The sequence below is a fragment of the Prosthecobacter sp. genome (genome assembly GCF_044226605.1).
In the GTDB taxonomy this organism is placed as follows: Bacteria; Verrucomicrobiota; Verrucomicrobiia; order Verrucomicrobiales; family Verrucomicrobiaceae; genus Prosthecobacter.
In genome coordinates this window covers 288,684-308,901 of sequence record NZ_JBGAGS010000005.1, presented here as the reverse complement: position 1 = coordinate 308,901, position 20,218 = coordinate 288,684, and the positions used below count along the sequence as shown (strand labels likewise).

Annotated in this window: 17 protein-coding genes; 13 read left to right on the top strand and 4 right to left on the bottom strand. The window is 60.6% G+C overall.

From position 1 onward, the window contains the following. The first annotated feature begins 11 nt into the window (after positions 1–11). Together ACILSO_RS08700 and ACILSO_RS08695 are read left to right on the top strand one after the other, a co-directional pair. A complete protein-coding gene (locus tag ACILSO_RS08700; RefSeq protein WP_395736995.1) occupies positions 12–365 on the top strand; it encodes a c-type cytochrome domain-containing protein in 354 nt (117 codons plus the stop codon). 140 nt (positions 366–505) lie between these two features. Further along, positions 506–2,785 (top strand): M48 family metallopeptidase, encoded by a 2,280-nt coding sequence (locus ACILSO_RS08695; protein ID WP_395736994.1) that lies wholly within the window; start codon positions 506–508, stop codon positions 2,783–2,785. A 67-nt stretch (positions 2,786–2,852) separates the two neighbouring features. Here ACILSO_RS08695 and ACILSO_RS08690 read toward each other — a convergent pair whose 3' ends face one another. Next, complete coding sequence (locus tag ACILSO_RS08690; protein ID WP_395736993.1) at positions 2,853–4,133, bottom strand: hypothetical protein; 1,281 nt, start codon at positions 4,131–4,133, stop codon at positions 2,853–2,855. A gap of 141 nt (positions 4,134–4,274) precedes the next feature. Between ACILSO_RS08690 and ACILSO_RS08685 the strand changes: the two genes are divergently transcribed. From ACILSO_RS08685 to thiE, 3 genes are all read left to right on the top strand, one after another. Beyond that, entirely contained in the window at positions 4,275–6,539 is a 2,265-nt protein-coding gene (locus ACILSO_RS08685; protein WP_395736992.1) for a hypothetical protein, read from the top strand. Next, positions 6,536–7,093 (top strand): hypothetical protein, encoded by a 558-nt coding sequence (locus ACILSO_RS08680; protein ID WP_395736991.1) that lies wholly within the window; start codon positions 6,536–6,538, stop codon positions 7,091–7,093. The genes ACILSO_RS08685 and ACILSO_RS08680 overlap by 4 nt, the downstream gene beginning before the upstream one ends. 139 nt (positions 7,094–7,232) lie before the next feature. Then, positions 7,233–7,868 carry a thiamine phosphate synthase gene (thiE, locus tag ACILSO_RS08675; RefSeq protein WP_395736990.1) on the top strand — a complete coding sequence of 212 codons (636 nt, stop codon included), beginning with the start codon at positions 7,233–7,235 and terminating at the stop codon, positions 7,866–7,868. A gap of 215 nt (positions 7,869–8,083) precedes the next feature. On the opposite strand, the gene ACILSO_RS08670 is transcribed toward thiE, so the two are convergent. Together ACILSO_RS08670 and ACILSO_RS08665 are read right to left on the bottom strand one after the other, a co-directional pair. Next, complete coding sequence (locus ACILSO_RS08670; protein ID WP_395736989.1) at positions 8,084–10,903, bottom strand: M16 family metallopeptidase; 2,820 nt, start codon at positions 10,901–10,903, stop codon at positions 8,084–8,086. 144 nt (positions 10,904–11,047) lie between these two features. Continuing rightward, positions 11,048–11,920, bottom strand: coding sequence for an alpha/beta hydrolase (locus ACILSO_RS08665; protein WP_395736988.1), 873 nt, complete (start codon positions 11,918–11,920; stop codon positions 11,048–11,050). 171 nt (positions 11,921–12,091) lie between these two features. On the opposite strand from ACILSO_RS08665, the gene ACILSO_RS08660 reads away from it, so the two are divergent. The 8 genes from ACILSO_RS08660 (at position 12,092) to ACILSO_RS08625 (ending at position 17,554) form a co-directional block, all read left to right on the top strand. Beyond that, a complete protein-coding gene (locus ACILSO_RS08660) occupies positions 12,092–12,967 on the top strand; it encodes a hypothetical protein (RefSeq protein WP_395736987.1) in 876 nt (291 codons plus the stop codon). Positions 12,968–12,999: 32 nt separating this feature from the next. After that, entirely contained in the window at positions 13,000–13,617 is a 618-nt protein-coding gene (locus tag ACILSO_RS08655; protein ID WP_395736986.1) for a ribonuclease HII, read from the top strand. Next, positions 13,614–14,174, top strand: a complete 561-nt coding sequence (locus ACILSO_RS08650; RefSeq protein ID WP_395736985.1) for a YraN family protein — start codon at positions 13,614–13,616, stop codon at positions 14,172–14,174. Before ACILSO_RS08655 ends, ACILSO_RS08650 begins: the two co-directional genes overlap by 4 nt. Positions 14,175–14,233: 59 nt before the next feature. Beyond that, the gene (locus tag ACILSO_RS08645) at positions 14,234–15,247 is read left to right on the top strand and encodes a dihydroxyacetone kinase subunit DhaK (protein WP_395736984.1); all 1,014 of its coding nucleotides are present in this window, start codon (positions 14,234–14,236) and stop codon (positions 15,245–15,247) included. Between the two features lie 13 nt (positions 15,248–15,260). After that, positions 15,261–15,623 (top strand): Crp/Fnr family transcriptional regulator, encoded by a 363-nt coding sequence (locus ACILSO_RS08640; RefSeq protein WP_395736983.1) that lies wholly within the window; start codon positions 15,261–15,263, stop codon positions 15,621–15,623. 30 nt (positions 15,624–15,653) lie between these two features. Then, positions 15,654–15,926 carry a hypothetical protein gene (locus ACILSO_RS08635; RefSeq protein WP_395736982.1) on the top strand — a complete coding sequence of 91 codons (273 nt, stop codon included), beginning with the start codon at positions 15,654–15,656 and terminating at the stop codon, positions 15,924–15,926. Between the two features lie 2 nt (positions 15,927–15,928). Beyond that, complete coding sequence (locus tag ACILSO_RS08630) at positions 15,929–16,333, top strand: HNH endonuclease (RefSeq protein WP_395736981.1); 405 nt, start codon at positions 15,929–15,931, stop codon at positions 16,331–16,333. Positions 16,334–16,459: 126 nt separating this feature from the next. Continuing rightward, positions 16,460–17,554, top strand: coding sequence for a hypothetical protein (locus ACILSO_RS08625; RefSeq protein WP_395736980.1), 1,095 nt, complete (start codon positions 16,460–16,462; stop codon positions 17,552–17,554). Positions 17,555–17,652: 98 nt separating this feature from the next. Here ACILSO_RS08625 and ACILSO_RS08620 read toward each other — a convergent pair whose 3' ends face one another. After that, positions 17,653–20,187: a PQQ-dependent sugar dehydrogenase gene (locus tag ACILSO_RS08620; protein ID WP_395736979.1), complete on the bottom strand. Its 2,535-nt coding sequence runs from the start codon at positions 20,185–20,187 to the stop codon at positions 17,653–17,655. Positions 20,188–20,218 lie beyond the last annotated feature (31 nt).

Sequence of the window (20,218 nt, the reverse complement as noted above, 5' to 3'; positions counted from 1 at the left end):
CGGGCATGCGGATGCGATTTCACCTTCTCCTGGGCGGGCTGCTGACTGGCGGCCTTGCCGAGGGGCGGGCGTGGGCTGAAGCGCCGGATTTTCAGAAGGACATTCTGCCGATATTTGAGGAGAAATGCATTCGCTGCCATGGGGCGAAAAGAAAAGGTGGGAAGCTGGACATGCGGACGATGGAGGCGCTGCACATCGGGGGTGATACGGGGCCTGCGCTGAAGCCGGGGAATGCGAGGAAAAGCCTGCTCATTGAGCTGATTCACTACAAGGAGATGCCGCCGAAAAAGGAGGGACCTTTTGTGACGGCGGAGGAGCTGGAACTGATGCGGAAATGGATCAACGCGATGCCCGAGAAGAGGTGATAGCGTAGGCGGTAAGGGCTGGACTAGTCCTAGGACAGGTCTAAAGCTGGCCTAAATACCAATAATTAACTAGAATAACCATATTAAACGGGGTTAATTATGTGGCCTTGGCCGTCTTTTTTTGGCGGCACGGGACGTCCATGTCTGCCACCCCCCATCCCCCTGAAACTGAGAAGCCTGTGCGGATCGCACCCTGGCGGGGGCCGTTGCATTTTGTACTGCTGGTGATTTCGGCGATGCTCTCGCTGGCACTGCAGCTGTGCTATCTGGTGCTGGTGGGGGGGCTGCTGCTATGGATGGGGTGGCGTGTGCACCTGATCACCGGCCGGATGGTGGATGGAGGCGTGTTTCACTGGAGCATCATCGTGGAGCTGCTGAAGTTTGTCTTCATGGGGGTGACGTGGGTGTTTATGCTGAGGCCGCTGAGGCCGAGACCGAAAGTGCCGAAGGTGGCGGTGCAGGTGACGGCGGGCACGCAGCCGCAGTTGTACGAACTGGTGCACATGCTGTGCTGGCACCTGCGCGCCCAGCCGCCGGAGCAGGTGTGGCTGGACACGTCCATCTCCGTGCGGAGCACCATGTATGGCGGACTAACGGGGATTCTCACGGGCAGGACGATGCTGCATGTGGGGCTGCCGGTTGTGTCCGTGATCACCGCGAGGGAGCTGAGCGGGCTGCTGGCGCATGAACTGAGTCACAACGCCGGAGGGCTGGGGGCGTTCTTTGTGCATGCGGTGCGGGAAATGAACGCATGGTTCTTCCGGGCGGCGATGGAACGGGACACGTGGGAAATGCACCTGAACGAAAAGCCCCGGCGTGAGTCCGAGTGGCACAAACAGGGGCGCAGGCTCGTCCGCGGGTGGATGTGGGCGGCGAAGATTCCCTTCATCTTTTTTGCGCTGGCCTCCCGGCTGGCGAGCATGGTGACGCTGTGGGTGATCCAGCGCTCGGCGGAGACGTGCGGGGCAAATGTGATCGGAGAAGCCATGTATGGGAGGATGCAGCGCAAGCTGGCCCTGCTGGGGGCGGCATGGCGCGCGGCGGAGCAGGAAATCCAGCGTGGGATCATTCAGCACCGGCTACCGGAGAATCTCTCGCTGCTGATGGCGCGGCATGTCGCTGCGGAGGCGAAGGCGCGGGCCTCGGCGCGTGCGGAGACGGGGGAGGCGGGGGCAGAGCTGACTGCGGAGAGTGAAACGGCGAAAGGAGCAGCACTGGTGGCCTACCTTTCGCCACTGCAGCCGGCTGCGGCGGTGATGCGGCAGTTTGTGGATCTCTCACGGCAGGTGAGCTACTTTTACTACCAGCACGAACTGGGGCTGAACCTGCATGAGCACCGCATGGTGGCGGATGAGGAGGTGATCCATCAAAACCGGCGAGAGGAAGAGGCGCTGCTGGTGATCCGGCGCTACTTTGGCGGGCTGGCGCACCCCGAACGGGCGATGTGCGGGCTGGGCAGCACGCCGACGACTTCCACGGGATTCGCGGAACTGAAGCGGGAGATACTGCGAGCGCGTGAAGAAATCATCCTCTGGGGGCCGCAGTTCAAGGTGGCGCTGCAGGAATGGAACCAGGCCTGGCAGAGGCGGCGGGATCTGGAAGCGGCGGCCACGCTGAGCCTGGCGGGCTTCACTGTCTCGCGGATGCAGTTTGGCACGGCAGACTCCAGCCCCACATCCCTGAGGGCGGAGGCCGCATGCCAGCGAATGGTGATGGAGCACATGGAGGGGCCGCTACAGGAGCGCGAGCGGGTGCTGGAATGCCGGTTTGCCGCGGCGCTGGGAATGCTGTGGTGGAGCGAACAGGAAGGGCTGAGCGAGTGGCTGAAGGCACGGCGGCGCGACCTGCCCGCGTGGGTGACGATCTATGAAGCAATGAGCGGTGCGCTGCCGTCCTTCCGGGAACTGCTGACGACGTTTTTTGCGTTTCAAACGCTGGGGGCGAAGTTTGCCAACGTGGATGATCCGAGCACGTTTCTGACGGCACTGCAGTCGGTAGTGCCGAAGATGCTGAACCTGGTGCGGCAGATCATGGCGACGATGGACGGCGCGCCATTTCCCTTCACGGACGATGGCAAGCCGGTGGCGCTGAACAAGCACCTCATGCCGATGCCGCTGCCGGAGATGCCGGGAGTTTCGATGACGCTGATGGATGCGGCGAGCATGCGCGGCATTGGCTTGAAAATGGCATCGTTAGCGTCCGAATGCATCGCGCCGTATGTGGATGCGTTTCTGAGCCTGTACCACCGTGCGTTTGCGTGGCTGGCGGAGTCTGCGGAGCGGACGGAGACGCACTTCATGGGTGCGCTGAATTTTGGATCGGCGACAGAGATTTTGCTGCCGGATGAATTTACGACGCAAAGGCTCGGGATGAAGGCGAAGTCACCCGATGCGATCGCGGCATGGAAGCCACCGTCATGAGACGGGGGCGCGATCTAGGCAAGGACTTCGGAAACGAGTGACGACGGAATGGTGGCCTGAGCGGGGACTATCTGGCGTCCTTGGCAGGTTTTTTCTGCGATTCGAGGAGCTCTTTGAGCTGGGTCTGGAAGTCTTCGATGGCTTCGGGGGCGACTTTGCGGGCCTGCATGACGGAGATGACGAGTTTCAGGGCTGTGGCGTCGTCTTCGATTTCGGCGGCTCCGCCAAACGTAGTGAGGGCGTCTTCTGCGGGGGTGAGTTTTTCAAGGAGGGGCTTGATCCTGGCTTCGCGTTCACCTGCGGGCAGCGCCTCCCAAAGCGCCCAGACGGCGAGAGGCAGGTTGGGGTAGTCGGCCACCCAGCCTTCGGCGGCGGCGAGGAACTCCTTGTCTTCCTTGAGATTGCGATGGGATTCGGCGAGGATTTCCCAGGTGTCCGCATCATGGCCGACGGTGGCGCCGATTTTTTTGGCCCAGACGATGGCGTTTTTATAGTCTTCGTCGTCGTAGTAGTGGCTGGTGCGAAGGATGAGGAGGACGGGATTTTCAGGGGCGACTTTTTCCAGCGCGAGCAGGGCGCTCTCAAATTCATCCTTCTTTTCCTCCATCTGAGAAAGGACGGAGGCTTTGACGGCCAGAAAGAATTCATTGATGACAGCGGGAAGCTTGGTGGCCTCGAGTTCCTTGATGAGGGTGTAGGCCTTGTCGAATTCTCCGTCCTGAACGGCGATCCCGACCTGGGTCAATTTTTGAGACTGCTCTGATTTGAAGCCTTCATTTGCAGCCGCGGCCTGGGCGCCCATCTGCAGGATGGCGGAGAGGCGCATGTTGACCGAGATGTTTTCGAAGTCCGTCATGAGCCACTGCCCGCCACGGCGCTGCAGCCACCAGCGGACTTTGTACTCCATGTCGTCTTCGTCGTGAATGCGGGCGACGACGACCGCCTTGTCTCCAGTGAGGTCGAGACGGCGGATTTCGGCGTCCTGAAACTGGAAGAACTGGCGAATGAGAGGGAAGGAGCGCTCATTGGCCACGACGAGGATTTTTTTCATGCGGAGCTTTTTGGCGGCATCCATTTCGGGCCCACCGGCATAGCCTGTCTCGATCAAGGTGTCCCAGTCGACCATTTCCATGTAGTCGCTGAAGCGCATCTGGTGGACGGCTTTCTGGAACTTGGACAGCCAGGCGATCAAGGCCGCCTGGGTGGATGCGTCCACGGACTGCGCACCGGGAAGCAGGGAGACTTTGATGCTGGCCGGGGCAGCGTTTTCCTGCGGCGTCTGGGCCAGGCCTGCGGAATGACCAAAAAGAGCAAGACCGGCGAAAAAGGCGGTGAGGTGAAGGCGCATGATGCAAAAACGTAGCGCAAAAGAGCGTGATCGGGCAAGTTTTGGCATGCCATTTGTTCTTTGGCGGGGTGTAAACGCTGGCTTGAACATCTGCCGCTTGGCAGGATAGTCTGCGAATTCTTCCCCTCACAAGAGCCCCCTATGTCGGAGCCGAGTCAATTCAGGCATTATCAAATCGTTCAGGACGCCGACGGCAACAACGTCGAGCTGGTTCGTAATTCCGAGCAGGTGGCCGTGCTGGCGTTTGATCTGGAGCGGATGGAGTATGTGCACTGCCATGTGCTGCTGGAGCCGCTGGCGAACCGTGCTGCATTTGAGGAGGCGTGCAAAGGGCTGCAGAAGCGCGGGCACCCGGCGCTGGCGCGGATGATTGAATACGGGGAGGACGAGGGGAATCCGTTTTACATCACAAGCAACGTGGATGGAGAAACACTGCGGCCGTACCTGGCGCGGCAGAATGACATTCCGGGCTGGCTGGCGATCATGATCGCGTGCCGTGCGCTGGAGACGGCGGTGGCGGTGTGTGAGCGGGGGGAGTACCTTGCGGAGTCGCCGCTGGACAGCCTGCGCGTGGTGCAGACCGCGCCGCAGACGGTGCAGGTGCTGGCGGCGGATTTTCGAGTGATCGACAGCAGCGGGGGCAAGAAGCGGGCGCTGAAGACGGGCTTTGAAAAGCAGGCGAAGTTTTTGCGGACGTTTCTGGTGGACCAAGGGGGCACGCTGCCGGACCACACCCTGGTGGCGGCGGATTTCGCCGAACTGCTGAATGCATGCCTTTCGAATGCGGGTGTGGGAGTGATAGCGGCGATGCGTGAGCTGCGGGCCGGGCTGAAAAAGCTGGCGCCCGAGCAGCTCTCCGGTGAGATCCCCACGGCGCAGAAGCCGCGGGCTCTGCTGGCACCGCTGCTGGCGAGCTACCAGGAAGTGGCACGCGGGCTGGTGAACCTGGTGCGCATTCAAAGCCAGCGGCTGGACATGGCGAACCCGTACAGCATGCGGGGCACGCTGACGAAGACGGGACGCAGCGTGCTGATCGAGCAGGTGCCGCCGGCACGCATCTCTCATGCGCGGGTGAAGGATGTGGATGGTGCGGCCTACAAGATCACCAAGCAGCGGGACAACCCGAGCCTGATCACGCTGGCGCTGGTGAATGAGTCCGATGACATCACATGCCTGGCGGAAGAAGTGGCGGAGGGCATCAGCCTGGCTGAGGTGATGAGGGAGCGGCGATACCTGGATGTGCAGGAGGCGTACCTGGTGCTGGCGGGTCTGGACACGGCGCTGACGCAACTGGACAACTCCACGCTGCCGGTGAGCAAGCTGAGGCTGGAGGACATTTTTTTGCTGACGGGATTTGCACGAGAGGATTCCCGCAGCACGAAGCTGCTGGTGTCCAAGCTTAATGAGTGGCCCGCGTTCAACCTGATCGTGAGAGCGCACCCGACACTGGCCGCGATGTCTGGCCGCGGAACGGACCCGGCAGTGCTGCTGCCGCCGGCCCGTGGGAGCAGCACGACGGTGTGGCATGGGGGGTGGCTGGCGGCGCTGTGCAAGTTTTTGCTGGGGCTGGAAACTCCCCTGGGGGTGAACGCAGAACCGGAGGGCGGGGCGCGAGAGAGGGAGACGGTGGCACGGCTGCTGGATGACGAGATCGCGAAGGTGGCGGAGTCGAAGCCGGCACTGCGCAGTGATTTTCTGGCGCGATACGCACGGATCATCCAGCATTATGATCTGGTGAAGCCGAGCGAGCCGGCGCGAGTGGCGGCCGTGGAACCTGAAGTGGTAAACCTCGGAGTGAAGCCGCGTGCGAGGACCATTCCTGTGACGAAGACAGGAGTGAAGCGCGAGCTTTCGGCACCGCTTGGCTCGGAGTCCGTGAGGTCTCCCATCGCGCTGACTTCCGGCGGAGCGACGGGTGGAGACGAGCCGACGATCGGCTTTGCGGAACTGCTGTTCCGCAATGGCGGGGAGCCCTCGCCACCCGAGGCACCGGACTGGGCGCGGGCTGCCGCGAGCGCGCCGCCGACGCTGCCTGCGCATCTTGTGGTGCGGGAGGACGTGCCCATCTGGCTGAAAGCGGCGGTGTTTCTGAGCGGATCCATGGTGCTGGGAGCGATGTGCGCACACCTTTCCGGTTCCGCGCTGTGGCAGAAAAAGCACGCCCCCGAGCCGGTGGATGCGGTGGCCCCTCTCAAGGCCTCTGCAACTCCACCCAAAGCCACTGTGGTGGAGCCGAGTGTGCCGAAAGCGATACCTGTGGCACCGCCGCCGCCCGTGGTGACTGCGCCCGTGGACAATGATGATCAACGCGGGCGCGGAGTCTCCCTGACGCTGCCGCCCGGGACTGGCGGGCTGAGAGAACAACTGGCACCGCCGACGAATCCCCCGACTCCAACACGACCATGAAGACGTTTTTCCGCTGTGCTGCCGCCGCCATTCTTGCCTGTGTGCTGACGGCGTGTCCGGAGACGACGGTGGATGATGACTTCGGCCTCAAGCCTGCGGTGCTGAATTTGAAGGAGTGGAGCGGCGCATGGGTGCCGGTGGATGATGACGATGCGCTGCAGTTTACCGTCACGGATGCGGCTGCTGGCGTGATGGTGGTGACAGAGCCTGGCAAGAAGGACGACAAGCCGATCGAGTTTAAGCTGAGGCGGGCGGTGGCGAGCGAGAAGGTGAAGCTGCTGCTCGCGGTGGCGCGGGAGCGTGACGGGAAGAAGCCGGGATCATCTCTCTTTTTGATGAGGGAAGCGAATGACGGGGTGCTGTACACGTGGATGATTGACCACGACGCGGTGGCGGCGGCGATCAAGGCCGGGCAGCTGAAGGGAGTGGTGAATCCGGACAAGGATGGTGCGCACAGTCATCTGGACTCGACGCCTGCGAACTATGCGAAGCTGATGGAGCCGCAGTTTTGGAACTGGTCTGAGCCGACTTGCTTGAAGCGGGTGAAGAAGTGAGGCGGGGATTCTTCGCAAGAGCTACGAAGGGTGGGGTGGATGCTGGAAGCTGGGGCGCGAAGGCTGGGGATCAGGGCAAATGTTTTGAGGGTGATTCCTGCGCTTGCGGAGGGCGGGCATTGGGAGCATTTGGGCAGGCATGAAACGCATTCAAGAAGCACGGCTGTATGGCATTGTTGATCTGGGTTATGTCCGGGCGGAGGACGTCGGGGGCATGACGGAGAAGCTGTGTTTGGGAGGCGTGGATGTGCTGCAGCTGCGGGCGAAGAAGCTGGGGGCATCTGACATTGAGAGGCTGGCGCGGCTGATGCTGCCGATCACGCGCGCGCACGGGGTGCCGCTGGTGATCAATGATCATCTGGAGATCGCCGCGTCGGTGGGCAGCGAGGGAGTGCATGTGGGGCAGGATGATGATGCTGTGGCGAAGGCGCGAGCGGTGGTGGGGCCGGAGTGCTTTGTGGGCAAATCAACGCACAGTCTGGCGCAGGCGATGGCGGCGCAGGCGGAAGGAGCGGACTACATTGGCTTTGGGCCGCTGTATGCGACGGGGACGAAGCCGGACTATGTGCCGATCGGTTTGAACGATGTGGCGGAGGTGCATCGGCGTGTGACGCTGCCGATTTTTTGCATTGGTGGGGTGAATGCGGAGAGGCTGGACGAGATCGTGGTCGCGGGGGCGAGGCGGGTGGTCGTGGTGTCGGCGTTTTTGCAGGCGAGGGATGTGGAAGGGGAGGTGAGGGCGCTGAGGGGGAGGCTGGTGAGGGATGAAGGATGAAGGGGCAAAAGGGTTAAGGCTGGGGACATGAAGCGTCTGCCCTCACCACACCCCTCTTCCCTGAGAAAGGATTTGTGCGTTCGTTTTTCAGGGGCGGGGAAGGGAAGGGTTGCGTAGACTTTTTTGGATTTAGAGCGTACGACGTGCCCAAAAAAACAGCCCGCACAGAGGGGTGTGCGGGCTGGATGAGAGTTGGGGGGATGGAGAGCTGCGATTTACTTCTTGGACTCTTTCTTTTCGATGGGGATAATGCCGGCGCTTACTGCGCGGGCGGCTGGGAGATATTCTTTGGCGAGGGTTTCGAGCTCTTCTTTTTTGATGCCGGAGAAGTCGGTGACGAAGGTGCGGGCCCAGTCGAGACGCTCGGGGTGCTCCTGGGAGCAGCGGAGGACGTTCATGGACCAGTAGCGGTTGTCCCGGCGCATCTGCTCAAGCTGGGTGAGCATGGGCTTCATGGCACGGTCGAATTCGTCGTTAGTGATGGGGCCGGCGGAGAGCTTGTCTCCAATTTCGGTGACGAGCTTGGTGAGTGATACTGCGAGCTCAGGCTTGCACTCGATCATGGTGGTCATGTAGCCGTAACCGGTGAGGGTGTCGTTGGCGACGTGGTAGCAGGCGGGGCTGTAGGTGTCTCCGAGTTCTTCGCGAACTTTGATGCGTAGGCGGTCATCGAGGATGGAACCAAGGACAGTGAGGCGGCGGGTGCGCTGGATGTTGCTCATGTCCGCCGTGGGCCAGTAAATGGTGGCGATGGCCTTGGGGATTTCGGTGTCGAAGTTGAAGGTTTTGCTGGCCGGTGCCTTTGGGAAAGCGACGGCGCGCTCCTTTTCATAAGCAGGCTTTTTGTCGGCACGGGCGGGCAGGGCGCCGAGGGTTTTGGCGACGGCGGCGAGGGCGGTTTCGGCATCGATGTCTCCGAGGACGGAGACTTCGAGGTAGTCCTGCGTGAGGGCGGGGGTAAGCCAGGCTTTGACTTCGGCGAGGGTGCGCTTGCGAAGCTCTTCTTCCTTGGGGAAGCCCCAGCGAGGGTCGCCGGAGTGCATGAAGGAGACGACCTCGTTGTTCATGATGCCTTCGGCGGTGTGCTGAAGCTGGGTGTAAAGAGGATCGATGCCCTTCTCAAACTGGCGTGCGGCTTCGTCACGGTAGCCGGGGGCGACGAGGTAGGCGGTGAGGAGCTGAAGCTGGGCGTCGAGATCTGCGGGAGTGGTGCGGCCGCTGAGCAGGAAGGCTTCGTCACCGACGGAGAAGTCGCTGCCGACGGTGCGGCTGGCGAAGATGCGGCGGATGTCATCGACGCCGTGTTTTTCCAGGCCGCCGAGCTGGAAGGTGCTCTGGGCAAAGGGAATGATGCCCGGCTTGTCCGTGGGGGTGCTGAGCTTGCCGCCACCGAAGTTGATGAGCACGCGGATGGTGCCTTTTTCGAACTCGGTGTGCTTGAAGTTGAAGCGCACTTTGTTTTCAAACACGGCCTGGAAGATTTCGAGATCTTTGGCCTCGGAGCGGCTGGCGACTTTTCCTGCAGGGCCGAAGTCGGTGTAGGCGAAGGCGGCGGTCTCTTCTTTTTCCGGAGCGGCCACGGGCTTGGCACGGCTGGCCTTGAAGGTTTCGATGATCTGCGCGTTGGCGTCGCCTTCGAGCTTGAGATTGCCACCCATGAAGAGCTGCACGTCATCGCCTTTCCAGTCTTCCACGAGGGCGGCGTGGCTGTCCTCTTTCTTGAGACTGGCGAGGACGGTGGAAACGCGGGCGAGGTCGTCGGCGGGATGGGTGAAGACTTTTTTGCTGGCGAGGATGCTGACGAGGCCGTTGGCCAGGTCGCGGGACTTGCGGCTGTCTGCCTGGTCTGCGCGGAGCTTGGCCCCCTTGAGAACGGTGGCCTTGGCTTCTTCGAATTCGGCCTCCGTGAAGCCGTGCTCAATGGCGCGGCGCAGTTCGGTTTCGAGCAGGGTGAGAGTGGGCTTCCAGTTTTTGGGATCGCACTGGGCCTGGATGCCGTTGACGCTGACGAACTCGAGGTATTCGTAGCTGTAGCTTTCAGCATTGATGAAGGGGGCGCCTTCGGCCTTGGCGAGTTTGGAGAGGCGCTGATTGATCATCATGTCCGCGAGATCGCGGATGGTTTTTTCGCGACGGGAGGCGGAGTTGTCGGGCTTGTTCTTGGCGGGGCGGGGGATTTCCACGGAGATGGTGAGGGCCTCCGCCTGCATTTCGGTGTGGAGCTTGGCGATGATGCCGTAGCCGGAGGTGACCTTGCCGAGATTGGGGTCTTCGGCATCGCCGTGCTTTGGCTTGGCGTCGGAGAACTGTTTTTCGATCTCGGCTTTGATGGCGGAGGTGTCTTTGAAATCTCCGACAGCCACGACGACGGCGCGCTTGGGCGTGTAGTACTTCTCGTAGAACTCCGCAAAACGGGGGCGTTTCATGGACTTGATCATCTCCTCCGTGCCGATGGGCATACGGTCTGGCAGAATGGACTGAGGCATGGCGAACTTGTAGCCCGCCATCATGGTGCGGTACTCGATGGAGTCGCGGCTGAGTTTTTCGCTGAGGATGATGCCTCGCTCTTTGTCGATTTCGGTCTCGTTGAGCAGCATGCCGTCGAGGTCATCACGAAAAAGCTGGAGGCCTTCGGCGATATAGGAGGAGTCGACCTTGGGAAGCTCGAGCATGTAAACGGTTTCCTTGAAGGAGGTGTGGGCATTGGTGTCACCGCCGAAACCCATGCCGAGACGCTGGAAGTACTCGACCATCTCGCCGCCTTTGAAGTGACGGGAGCCATTGAAGGCCATGTGTTCGAGATAGTGGGCCATGCCCTGCTGATCGTCCTGCTCCATGAGGGAGCCGACATCCATGTAAAGGCGGATGCTGGCGCGACCGGGGGGCTCGTCATGAGGAAGGATGACGTAGCGGACACCATTGGCGAGCTGGCCGAACTCGGCCTTGGGGTCCGGCTTGAGATCGCTGCTGTCCTGCGGCCAGGTGGCGGCATGCGCGGTGGAGACGAGGGCTGCGAGGAGGAGAGAGCGGAGCATGGTTGTGCGGCAGTGGTTGGAACAGTAAACGAATGACGGGATCAAAACGGCTGGGGAATGCGCAAGTATTCCAATGACGAAACGGCGTGAGAGCGGAAATTCGTCATCGGGATTTTGGAATGGAGCATTCCCGCCGTTTGCGGGCTATTCGACTTTGCCCAGGCCCGCTTCGGGGTCGGGCTCGAGGAAGCCGAGTTCGACAAAGAGCTCGTCCATGGCCATGAGAGTGGCCTCGTACATCTCGAAGGAGAGATTGAAATTGAAGAAGCCGTGGCCCTGGCCTTCGAACTCGATCAGGCGGCAGAGATTCTTCTTCTTGCTGGATTTGCGCGCGTACTCATAAGAGCCGTCAAAGGGAACGACGCGGTCCGCGGTGCCGTGCATGATGAGCATGGGCGGCAGTCCGGGGCGGATGGCACGGATGAGGTCTGCAGCTTTGCAGGTGGCCTGGTCGGGCCAGCGGTCGCGGCCAAAGGCGTACTTGGAATAAGTATCCATCACCGGATTGAACAGCACGATGGCATTGGGAGCCGGGCTGCAGTCCAGAGCGTCCGAGGGATCGTCAAAACCACTGAGGATGGCGGAGGAGGCGATGGCATGACCGCCACCGGAACCACCGACGCCGACGATCTTGCCGGGATTGATGCCGAGCTCTACAGCGTTCATGCGGATCCAGCGGATGGCTGAACGTGCGTCTGCCATGGCTTCAACAGGGCCGGTGCCGTGACGGGTGGCGACGCGATAGTCAAAGCAGATGGTCGTCATGCCACGCGATGCGAAATAGACGCAATGAGGCGCAAACTGAGCGACCTGCCCATTGTCCCAGCCGCTGCTGAAAAAGAAAGCCGCGACCGATTTTGGGTACGCGGGAGCCTTGTCCATTTCGGGTTCCCAAATGTAGGCCGAGAGGTTCACACCACCAACGGTCTTGTAGATTTCTTCTCGGGCGGTCTTCAGCAACTCCCGATTGCGGTCAATCGGGGGTGTTCTGGGCTGACCTTCGCTGTGGGACTCCATGTGTGGGGGGAAAGAAAAGTTGACGTTTGCCAGAATCACCAAATCGGCAAATGGTTTTACTCTGAATAAAAACTATCACAGCAAATTTACCGGGATGCTAATCATAAAATGATGATGAGTGGTTGTTTTTGACTGAAACTTGGCCTTGTTCTTCCAATTTGAGTGCCTGCCATGCGCCAGATTTTTCTGTTTTTCCTTGGAACCGCCCTTTTTTTCATCGGCACGCCTGTGTGCGGGCAGAGCGGGGAGGGGGAGCTGCGGGGGGCTCTGGAGAATGCCTATCTTAAATGGAGGGAGGCAATGCTGCGCAAGGATGCCAATGCATGGGCGGCGAGCATCACGCGCTACCGGCAGACGGTGATCCGAAACTCCGTGGTGAGTGAGCGACTGCCATTCCCAGACGCAGTGTTTGCGTCCGAGGTGCAGCCGCCTGCTCTGGCGGGACTGCGCCTGCTGGAGGCGCAGGCGGTGGGAGACACCGCGCACCTGGTGTACTTTGGAAAGATCGATCTGGGGCAGGACAAGGAGCTGGTGCACGAGGATCTGCTGAAGCTGAAGTTCTTCCGTGAAAGCGGAGTGTGGAAGTATGACAGCAACCGGATCTCCCGGCTGGACAAAGCGCCCGAGGTGCTGAAGGAGCTGCGCGCAGGAAAGAGGCCGGACTTTCTCGACAGCCCCGAATACACTCCGCCAGGCAGCATGCCTGCGCCGCCGCCCCTGTGCCGCGTGCCCGACTTCAAGGCGGGCTACAAACTGCAGAGCTTTGGCTACGAGACGACCATCAGCATGAACGGCGCGAACTATGATCCGGCGGTGGATGCGCTGGATCAGCAGATCCTGATTGGAGGCCTGGTGAAAGGGCACAATGAGATCACGCTGAACATCAAGCCGGTGCCAAGGCCGGAGGGGGAACGTGCATCCCTGCAGCTGCGTGTTTACATCATTTCAAAAGACCCGGGCAATCCTGGGAAAGAGGTGCTGCGCTGGCAGGCCCCTGACAGCGGAGCGCCTGCCAAGGTGACGCTGCCGATTGAGGTGAAGCAGTAGTGTTTTGTTGTTCTCTGTTCTCTGTTTTTATCATGCCGACCATCGAACATGAAAACCAGCTGCGTGCCGCGGGCTTCCGTATCGTGGCGGGCATTGATGAGGCGGGGCGCGGGCCGCTGGCGGGGCCGGTGTGTGTGGCGGCGGTGGTGCTGCCGGATGATTTCACGCACCCCATGCTGAATGACTCCAAGCAGCTGAGCGAGGTGAAACGGGAACGGCTGTATGAGGAGATCACGGGTGACGCACGCATACGCTGGCATTGCGTGAGCATTGAACCCCGCGAGATTGATCGAATCAATATTCTGCAGGCGACCTGGAAAGGAATGAGGCGTGCGGCCATGGGGCTGGATCCGGTGCCTGATGCAGCGCTGATCGACGGGCTGCGGGTGAAGCGGTTTCCACTGCACCACGTGGCGCTGGTACAGGGCGACAGCCTGAGCTATTCCATCGCGGCGGCAAGCATCATCGCAAAGGTGACGCGGGACCGGCTGATGGTGGCCATGGCGCAGAAACATCCTGAATACGGATTTGAGGTACATAAAGGCTACCCGACGCCGGGGCATCTGGCGGCGCTGAGGCTGCATGGCCCATGCCCGCACCATCGCCTGAGCTTTGGTCCTGTGGCGCAGCTCGAACTGAACCTGACATGAAACGGCGCGGAAGGAGGCCGGCGGTTGTGTGGCGCTGGCTGCGGAGGCGGGTCACGGGAAACGAGATGCTGCGCACGGCGGCAGTGTGGTGGCGGGCGCGGCGGCTGGTTTTGTTTCGGCGGCGTCTCGCTGGAAGGAGGATGGGCCGCAAAGAAGTGGGCGCCATGGGTGAACACCTTGCTGCACGGTGGCTCTCCAAACATGGCCGGAAGGTGCTGTACCGCAACTACCGCGGGTCCAACCGAGGAGAGGTGGACATTGTGGCGCGGCATCGAGACGTGCTGACCTTCGTCGAGGTAAAATCCCGGACCAGCACTGCGTTTGGGCGTCCGGCCGATGCGGTGGGGCCTGACAAGCAGCGCCTCATTCAGCGCGGGGCGATGGACTGGCTGCGGCTGCTGGGATACCCTGACATCCAGATACGTTTCGACATCGCGGAAGTGCTGTTCATCGAAGGTGAGCTGCCGCAGGTCAACGTCATTGAGAACGCGTTTCAAATGCCGGACTCGGCGATGGCGGGGCGCCGGGGCAAACGAGAGGCTGGCAATCGGCTTTGACAGCCTCGGTGCACTCCGTAAAACTGGCGTCTCTTTTTCCAACCCTTTACGATCCAACCATGAGCAACGCCAATCCTGCCAAGAAAATCATCAACGACCCGCTGAAGTGCGCCGACGAGCTTTTTGAGGGACTCGTGCTGGCCTATGACGGGAAGGCGCGGCGCGTGGGCACGCGCTCCATCGTGATGAATGATCTGCGGCCTGACGCGCCGGCGCTGCTGGTGGGCGGCGGAGCGGGACATGAACCGATCTACCACGGCCTGGTGGGCAAGGGCATGGCGGATGGTGCCGCGGTGGGAGAAATCTTTGCGGCGCCGCCGCCTGACATCGTGCTGGAAGCCGCGCAGGCGGTGAACCGCGGCAAGGGTGTGCTGTTTCTGTACGGCAACTATGCCGGGGATGTGATGAACTTTGACATTGGCGCGGAACTGGCTGCGGATGAGGGCATTACTGTGAAAACCGTCATCATTGCTGACGATGTGTGCTCTGCGCCTCCGGACATGAAGCGCAACCGCCGCGGCGTGGCCGGGCTGGTGCCGATCACCAAAATCGCCGGTGCCGCCGCGCAGACGGTGGATACGCTGGATGAACTGGCGCGCATCGCGCAGAAGGCTTGCGACAACACGCGCACGGTGGGCGTCTCGACCAAGCCGGGCAGCATTCCCGCGACCGGCAAGCCGACGTTTGAACTGGCGGATGATGTGATCGGCCTCGGGATGGGAATTCATGGTGAGAAGGGCGTGGGACTGATCCCGATGTGCACTGCGGATGAGCTGGCGGCCAAGATTCTTGAGCTGCTGTTTGCTGATGATCTGGCGCTGGGGGCGGGGGATGAGATCGTGTTTTTCGTCAACAGCCTGGGCTCCACGCACATGATGGAGCTGCTGATTTTGCTGCGCGGGGCGAAGCCGATCCTGGACGCGCGCGGCATCAAGATTCATCAGACGATCGTGGACAACATCGTCACCTGCCAGGAGATGGCGGGCGTGAGCTTCAGCATCACCAAGCTGGATGCCGAACTGAAAAAACTTTGGGACATGCCCTGCGAAAGCGTGGGGTATACCAAGCTGTAAATCCCGCACTGCCATGAAACTCCCCGAGATCTTTGCCAGCCCTGCCAACGTTCGGACCGTTCTGCAAGGAACCCCCATCTTCAGCAAAGGCGACGAGTCCGGGGAGATGTATGTGGTGCAAAGCGGGGAGGTGGAGATCGTGCTGAACGGGAAGATCGTGGAAACGGTGGGCCCCGATGGTTTTTTTGGCGAGATCGCGCTGATCGAGGAGTCGGAGCGATCTGCAGATGCGATCGCCCGCACGGACTGCAAGCTGCTGCCCGTCAACCGCCATCACTTTCTGTTCATGGTGGATGAGATGCCGCAGTTTGCGCTGCACATCATGAAAGGGATGGCGGACCGGCTGAGGCGTGCGGACAAGAGGGCGGAGGGTTGAAATTGGAGAAACGAAGGATATATTTTTTCCATGAATCCTGCAGCCACGACTGAAGCGGGCATTTTGAGCCGCGTCATCCAACCGGAAACAGGCGGTTGGGACAAAGCGGCCGCAACTGCCATACTGAGTTTTTCATTCTCCGACGAAGACCGTGAGCGAATGACAGTTCTCCTGGAGAAGGCCAAGGAGGACACTTTGGACGAGACTGAACGGACCGAGTTGAAAAATTTTCAGAGGGCGGGCCGAACTCTGGAACTGATGAAGGCACGCGCGCGCCTCTCCCTGCAACAGGCCGTCGCTTGAGCATGTCTCGTCCTTCGCGTGAACTGGAGAGACGGGTGATCGCACTGGCGGCAGGTCGTTGTGAATATTGTCGCCTCCCGGAAAAGGTCTCTGCTTTGCCCTTCCATGTGGATCACATTATTACGGAAAAGCATCGTGGTGCGACAGTTCTGGAGAATCTGGCCTGGGCTTGTTTTTCGTGTAACATGCACAAGGGACCGAACATTGCTGGGATCGATCCCATCACTGGCGAGGTAGTCAGATTGTTTCGACCTCGCCAGGACGTGTGGGATGAGCATTTCAAATGGAAAGGAGCATGGCTGCATGGCCAGACCGATGTTGGCCGGACGACTGTGATGGTTTTGGAGATGAATGACCCGGATGTTGTTTTGCTGCGTGAGCTTCTTCTGACCGAGGGAGTTCTCTGAGGCGGGCTGAAAACGGAGGCGCGGGAGTGGCAGACCGGCTGAGGCGTGCGGACAAGAGGGCGGAGGGATGAGTCGTCGATAAGAGGATGGCTTGCATCTGTGGCGGGATGAGAGGAGAATCCGGGCATGTACTCACGGGCATGGATTCAACTGGCCTGCTGGCTGACCCTTGTGACCGGCGGCCATGCACAGTGGTTTCCGCAAAAAGCGCCCCCGATTTCATCCGAAGAACGAGAGCGTGTGGAACTGCAGGTCAGGAAATTTCTTGGCAAAGCTCTCGGTGCAAAGACGGCCGAGGGCATTCAGACGCGGGAATTCGAAAGCCGCGCCATGGTGTCGGGTGATCTCTTCGCCGATGGGCGGCGACTGGCTGTGGTGGAATCACAGGGCGCACTTGCGCTTGAGGTCTGGGAGAAGGGAGACTGGCATCTGCTGGAACTATGGAATCTGGACCCTGTCTGGATACCCGCAGGGAAGACACTGGCCGACTTCCCAGAATACAGCCACATTGTGCCAGAGCCTCCGAGCACGCCGTTTCAGATGCAGGATCTCGATGGTGATGGCGTGCCGGAGTTGATCGTCACCTTCAACGATGACGGTTACCGTCTCGGCTACGCCATCATCAAACAAGTCCGCGGCGAGGCGGTGCCGACGCTGCTTGATGTTTATTCCAGCCGTACGCCACCTCAGTTCCTTGCAGGCCGTCTGCTGACTTATCGGGACTCCGGGCGCAAAGCGTGGTGGGGGGAGACGGAATACTGGCAATGGGAGAGAGGGCTGCCACGGCATCTCGCCACCTGGCATGATGATTGTTTCAATCCTGACCGGCGCTACTGGGAAGTCAGCTGCGAGGGCTCTCCTGGAACGCTGCGAATCGCGGAGAGTGAGGAAGATCAAGAAGGTGAAGAAGATGAAACCAGATTTGTGATCACCCGTTCAGACGGCAAAGATTCAGAGGAGATGTACGCCGTCGTGGATTTTGGCTGGAAGCCCGGCCAAGCACCCAAGGTACAGGCGGAAAGGCCGGGAGAGCCGTTGCTTTATGAAGCCGCCCAGCTGTACCTCTTTGAAAAGCTTCTCAGAATGCCTGCTGCCGCGTTTGACAAAGAGGTCAATGGAGCGCCCGTGGACGAAGTCATTCCCCTGATAAAACGCCTGCAGGTTCGCGTGAAAGGCGAGCCCGAGGCTGTTCAGAAACTGGCTGCTCCAGTGAAGCCGTAAGGTGGGTTTGCGATACGAAAGGGCCGCCGGCCCGCTGTGCGGACAAAAAGCTTCGCAATCTGTCCGAACGAGATGGCGTGGCGCCGGGTGGAGGGGGGCTACTGACGATCCACCTGAAGGCGGACGAACTTTCTGCTGTTGGATCCGGCAGGGAGCGTCTGACGTGCGGTGACGAGCTTTATGGTGCCGCCCAAGGCGCTATCGGAAACGATCACGCCGCCATTTTGTCCGACGGGGGCCGCTCCGGTGGTGCTTTGGGCGATGGTGGTCCAGCTGCTGAGGTCAGTACTGGTTTGCAGCCTGTAAGTCAAATCGGTCGCGGCGCCGTCGCGGCGGAATGTCACGGTGAAATCAGTCGCGCCAGCTGCAGCGGGCGAGATGGCGGCGGAGAAATTGTTCACGGGGTCGGGTGAGGTTGGGCTGAGCCCGTAAGCGTATTCTATCTGATTTTTGTTTCCATCGCCGTCGGCGTCACCGTTTGGATCGACGAACTGGCCGGTGGCATTGGCGGGGAAGTAAGTGGCGAGCCAGACTTCGAAACGAGAAGGAGGAGGCAACGAGGCGTAATTGATGGAGAGCTGGGGCCGGAGTGAGGCGGTGGTAGCTTCACGGCTGTAAACTCTCTTGGCGTTGAACGTGGAGGCTTCATCGCCGAGAAGAATCCAGCCATTGTTCGAAGCCGGGTTGGAGACCCACCCCTGCACATCGGTGGCAAGCTGAGCAGAAGTCCACGTGTAGGTGCCAGCGGCTGAAACAGGCGTCGTGGCCGAAGCGGTGCCGATGAAATCACCGCCGGGAGTCGTCCAAAGGGTGGAACTGGCGGTAAGGCTGAAGAAGCGGGCGTTCCACGTGGCGTCTCCGGCAGTGCCAAACACGCCCGTTCCGCCGGTGTCACCCGCGTTTGAAGTGCCTTCTCCCCAGGATTGGGTGAGGAGATTGAGCGACATCGGATTGTTGGATCCCTGTCCAAGCTGCACGGAGAGCTGGACCTGAGCAGAGGAAACGGTGGCTCCAGCAGGTACGGAAGAGACATCAAACGCGATCAGGCCACGGCGTGGGCTGCCGGTATTGGTCACGCCGGCAAACATCATGCCGCCCTGACCGCTCGCATTGCTGGTATTCTCTGAGAAGATGGTGTTATCCTTGGTCGGAGTCAGAGTGAGTGAACCTGACGCTGCCGGGACAATCTTGTAGATGCCGCCCGAAGGAGAGCCGCCGTCGAGTTCGAGAACACCGGGTTTTGTCTTCATGCCGATGTAAATTTCACCCGATTCGTCCTCGCCGAGGCAAAGGATGCGCTGGCCGATGATGGGGTTTGAATTGTTGTTCGCAGTGATGTTGGGCGAGGCAGAGGAATGAAGGATGGAAAGCGCCTGCGTCAGCGTGAAGATGCCGCTGTTTGGTGAGGTTTCCTCCAATCCCATCAGACGACCGTCAGAGGCGCCCGCAGTGGCTCCATAGTCTCCAAAGACATACCTGCCCTGCAGCGCGGGGATGGCGCTGCCGCGATAGACGTAGCCACCAGTGACGGACATGCCGAGCTGCGGCAGCACGGGGGCGGTAGTGGTGACACCGGGATGCGCATACTCGGCGATGGGCGAGATGTAAGGCCCCTGCAGCGGGTCAGGCATCGGGTTGGTGGGGGCGCCGGAGGAGAAGCTGGGAAACTCGTGCCCCTCCTTGTAGCGCCAGCCGTAGTTTCCTCCCGCAACGATGATATCGATCTCCTCGATACGGTCTCCACCTACATCGCCACAAAACATGCGATTCGTTCCGCCAGGCCGTTTGTCGAAGGAAAAACGCCATGGGTTGCGCATGCCAAAGGAGTAGATTTCCTTTTTGATGCCGACCGTGGAGTCGTTGAAGAAAGGATTGCTCGATGGAATGCCGTAGGTCAGCGGTCCTGCGCCATCGGGGTCGATGGGGTCGATGCGCAGAATCTTGCCGAGGAGGCGGGTCTTGTCCTGGCCGTTGCCGAGATTGTTGGTGGGGCGGGCACCGCTGCCTCCCGTGTGGCCGGAGTTGTTGTCCATCTGACTGCCTCCATCGCCGGAACTGATGTAAAGATACCCGTCGGGGCCAAATTCGAGCTGACCACCGTTGTGGTTGGCTTGGGGGCGGGTGAAAAGCAGCAGGCGGCGCTCCGAGGCCAGGTCGGCCACATTGGGGTTGCTCGCCGAGACCTGAAATTCAGCGACGACTGTGACAGACGTCACAGGATCGCCCGCCTGCGGTGGGCCGGGATCCGTGCCCGCGATGTAGTTCTTGCTGTACAAGATGTAGAACTTCTGATAGCCCGGAGAAGTCGCGCTGGCGAAACCTGGATGAAACGCGAGACCGAGCAGTCCGCGCTCGTTGTAGCCCGTCGTCTGCGAGACGGTCAGACTCGTGACATCGAGGAAAGGAACTGGCAGCAGCATTCCTCCCTGAACGATGTAGATTTTGCCGGGTTGGTCGCAAACGAACAAGCGACCACTGCCGTCACCGGCTGAAGTGATGGTCGTGGGGGAGTGGATCTGTTTCAGGACGACGGGCTTGAGACCCAGCGTTGGGAAAGCTGCGGAAACCGTTGTGGCGCACAAAAGGCACAGGCTTTGAAGGAACGAGCGCAGAGAGCGGATTTGAATGGTCATGGCGCATTTTTGAGGCGGTTTGGCCGGAAAT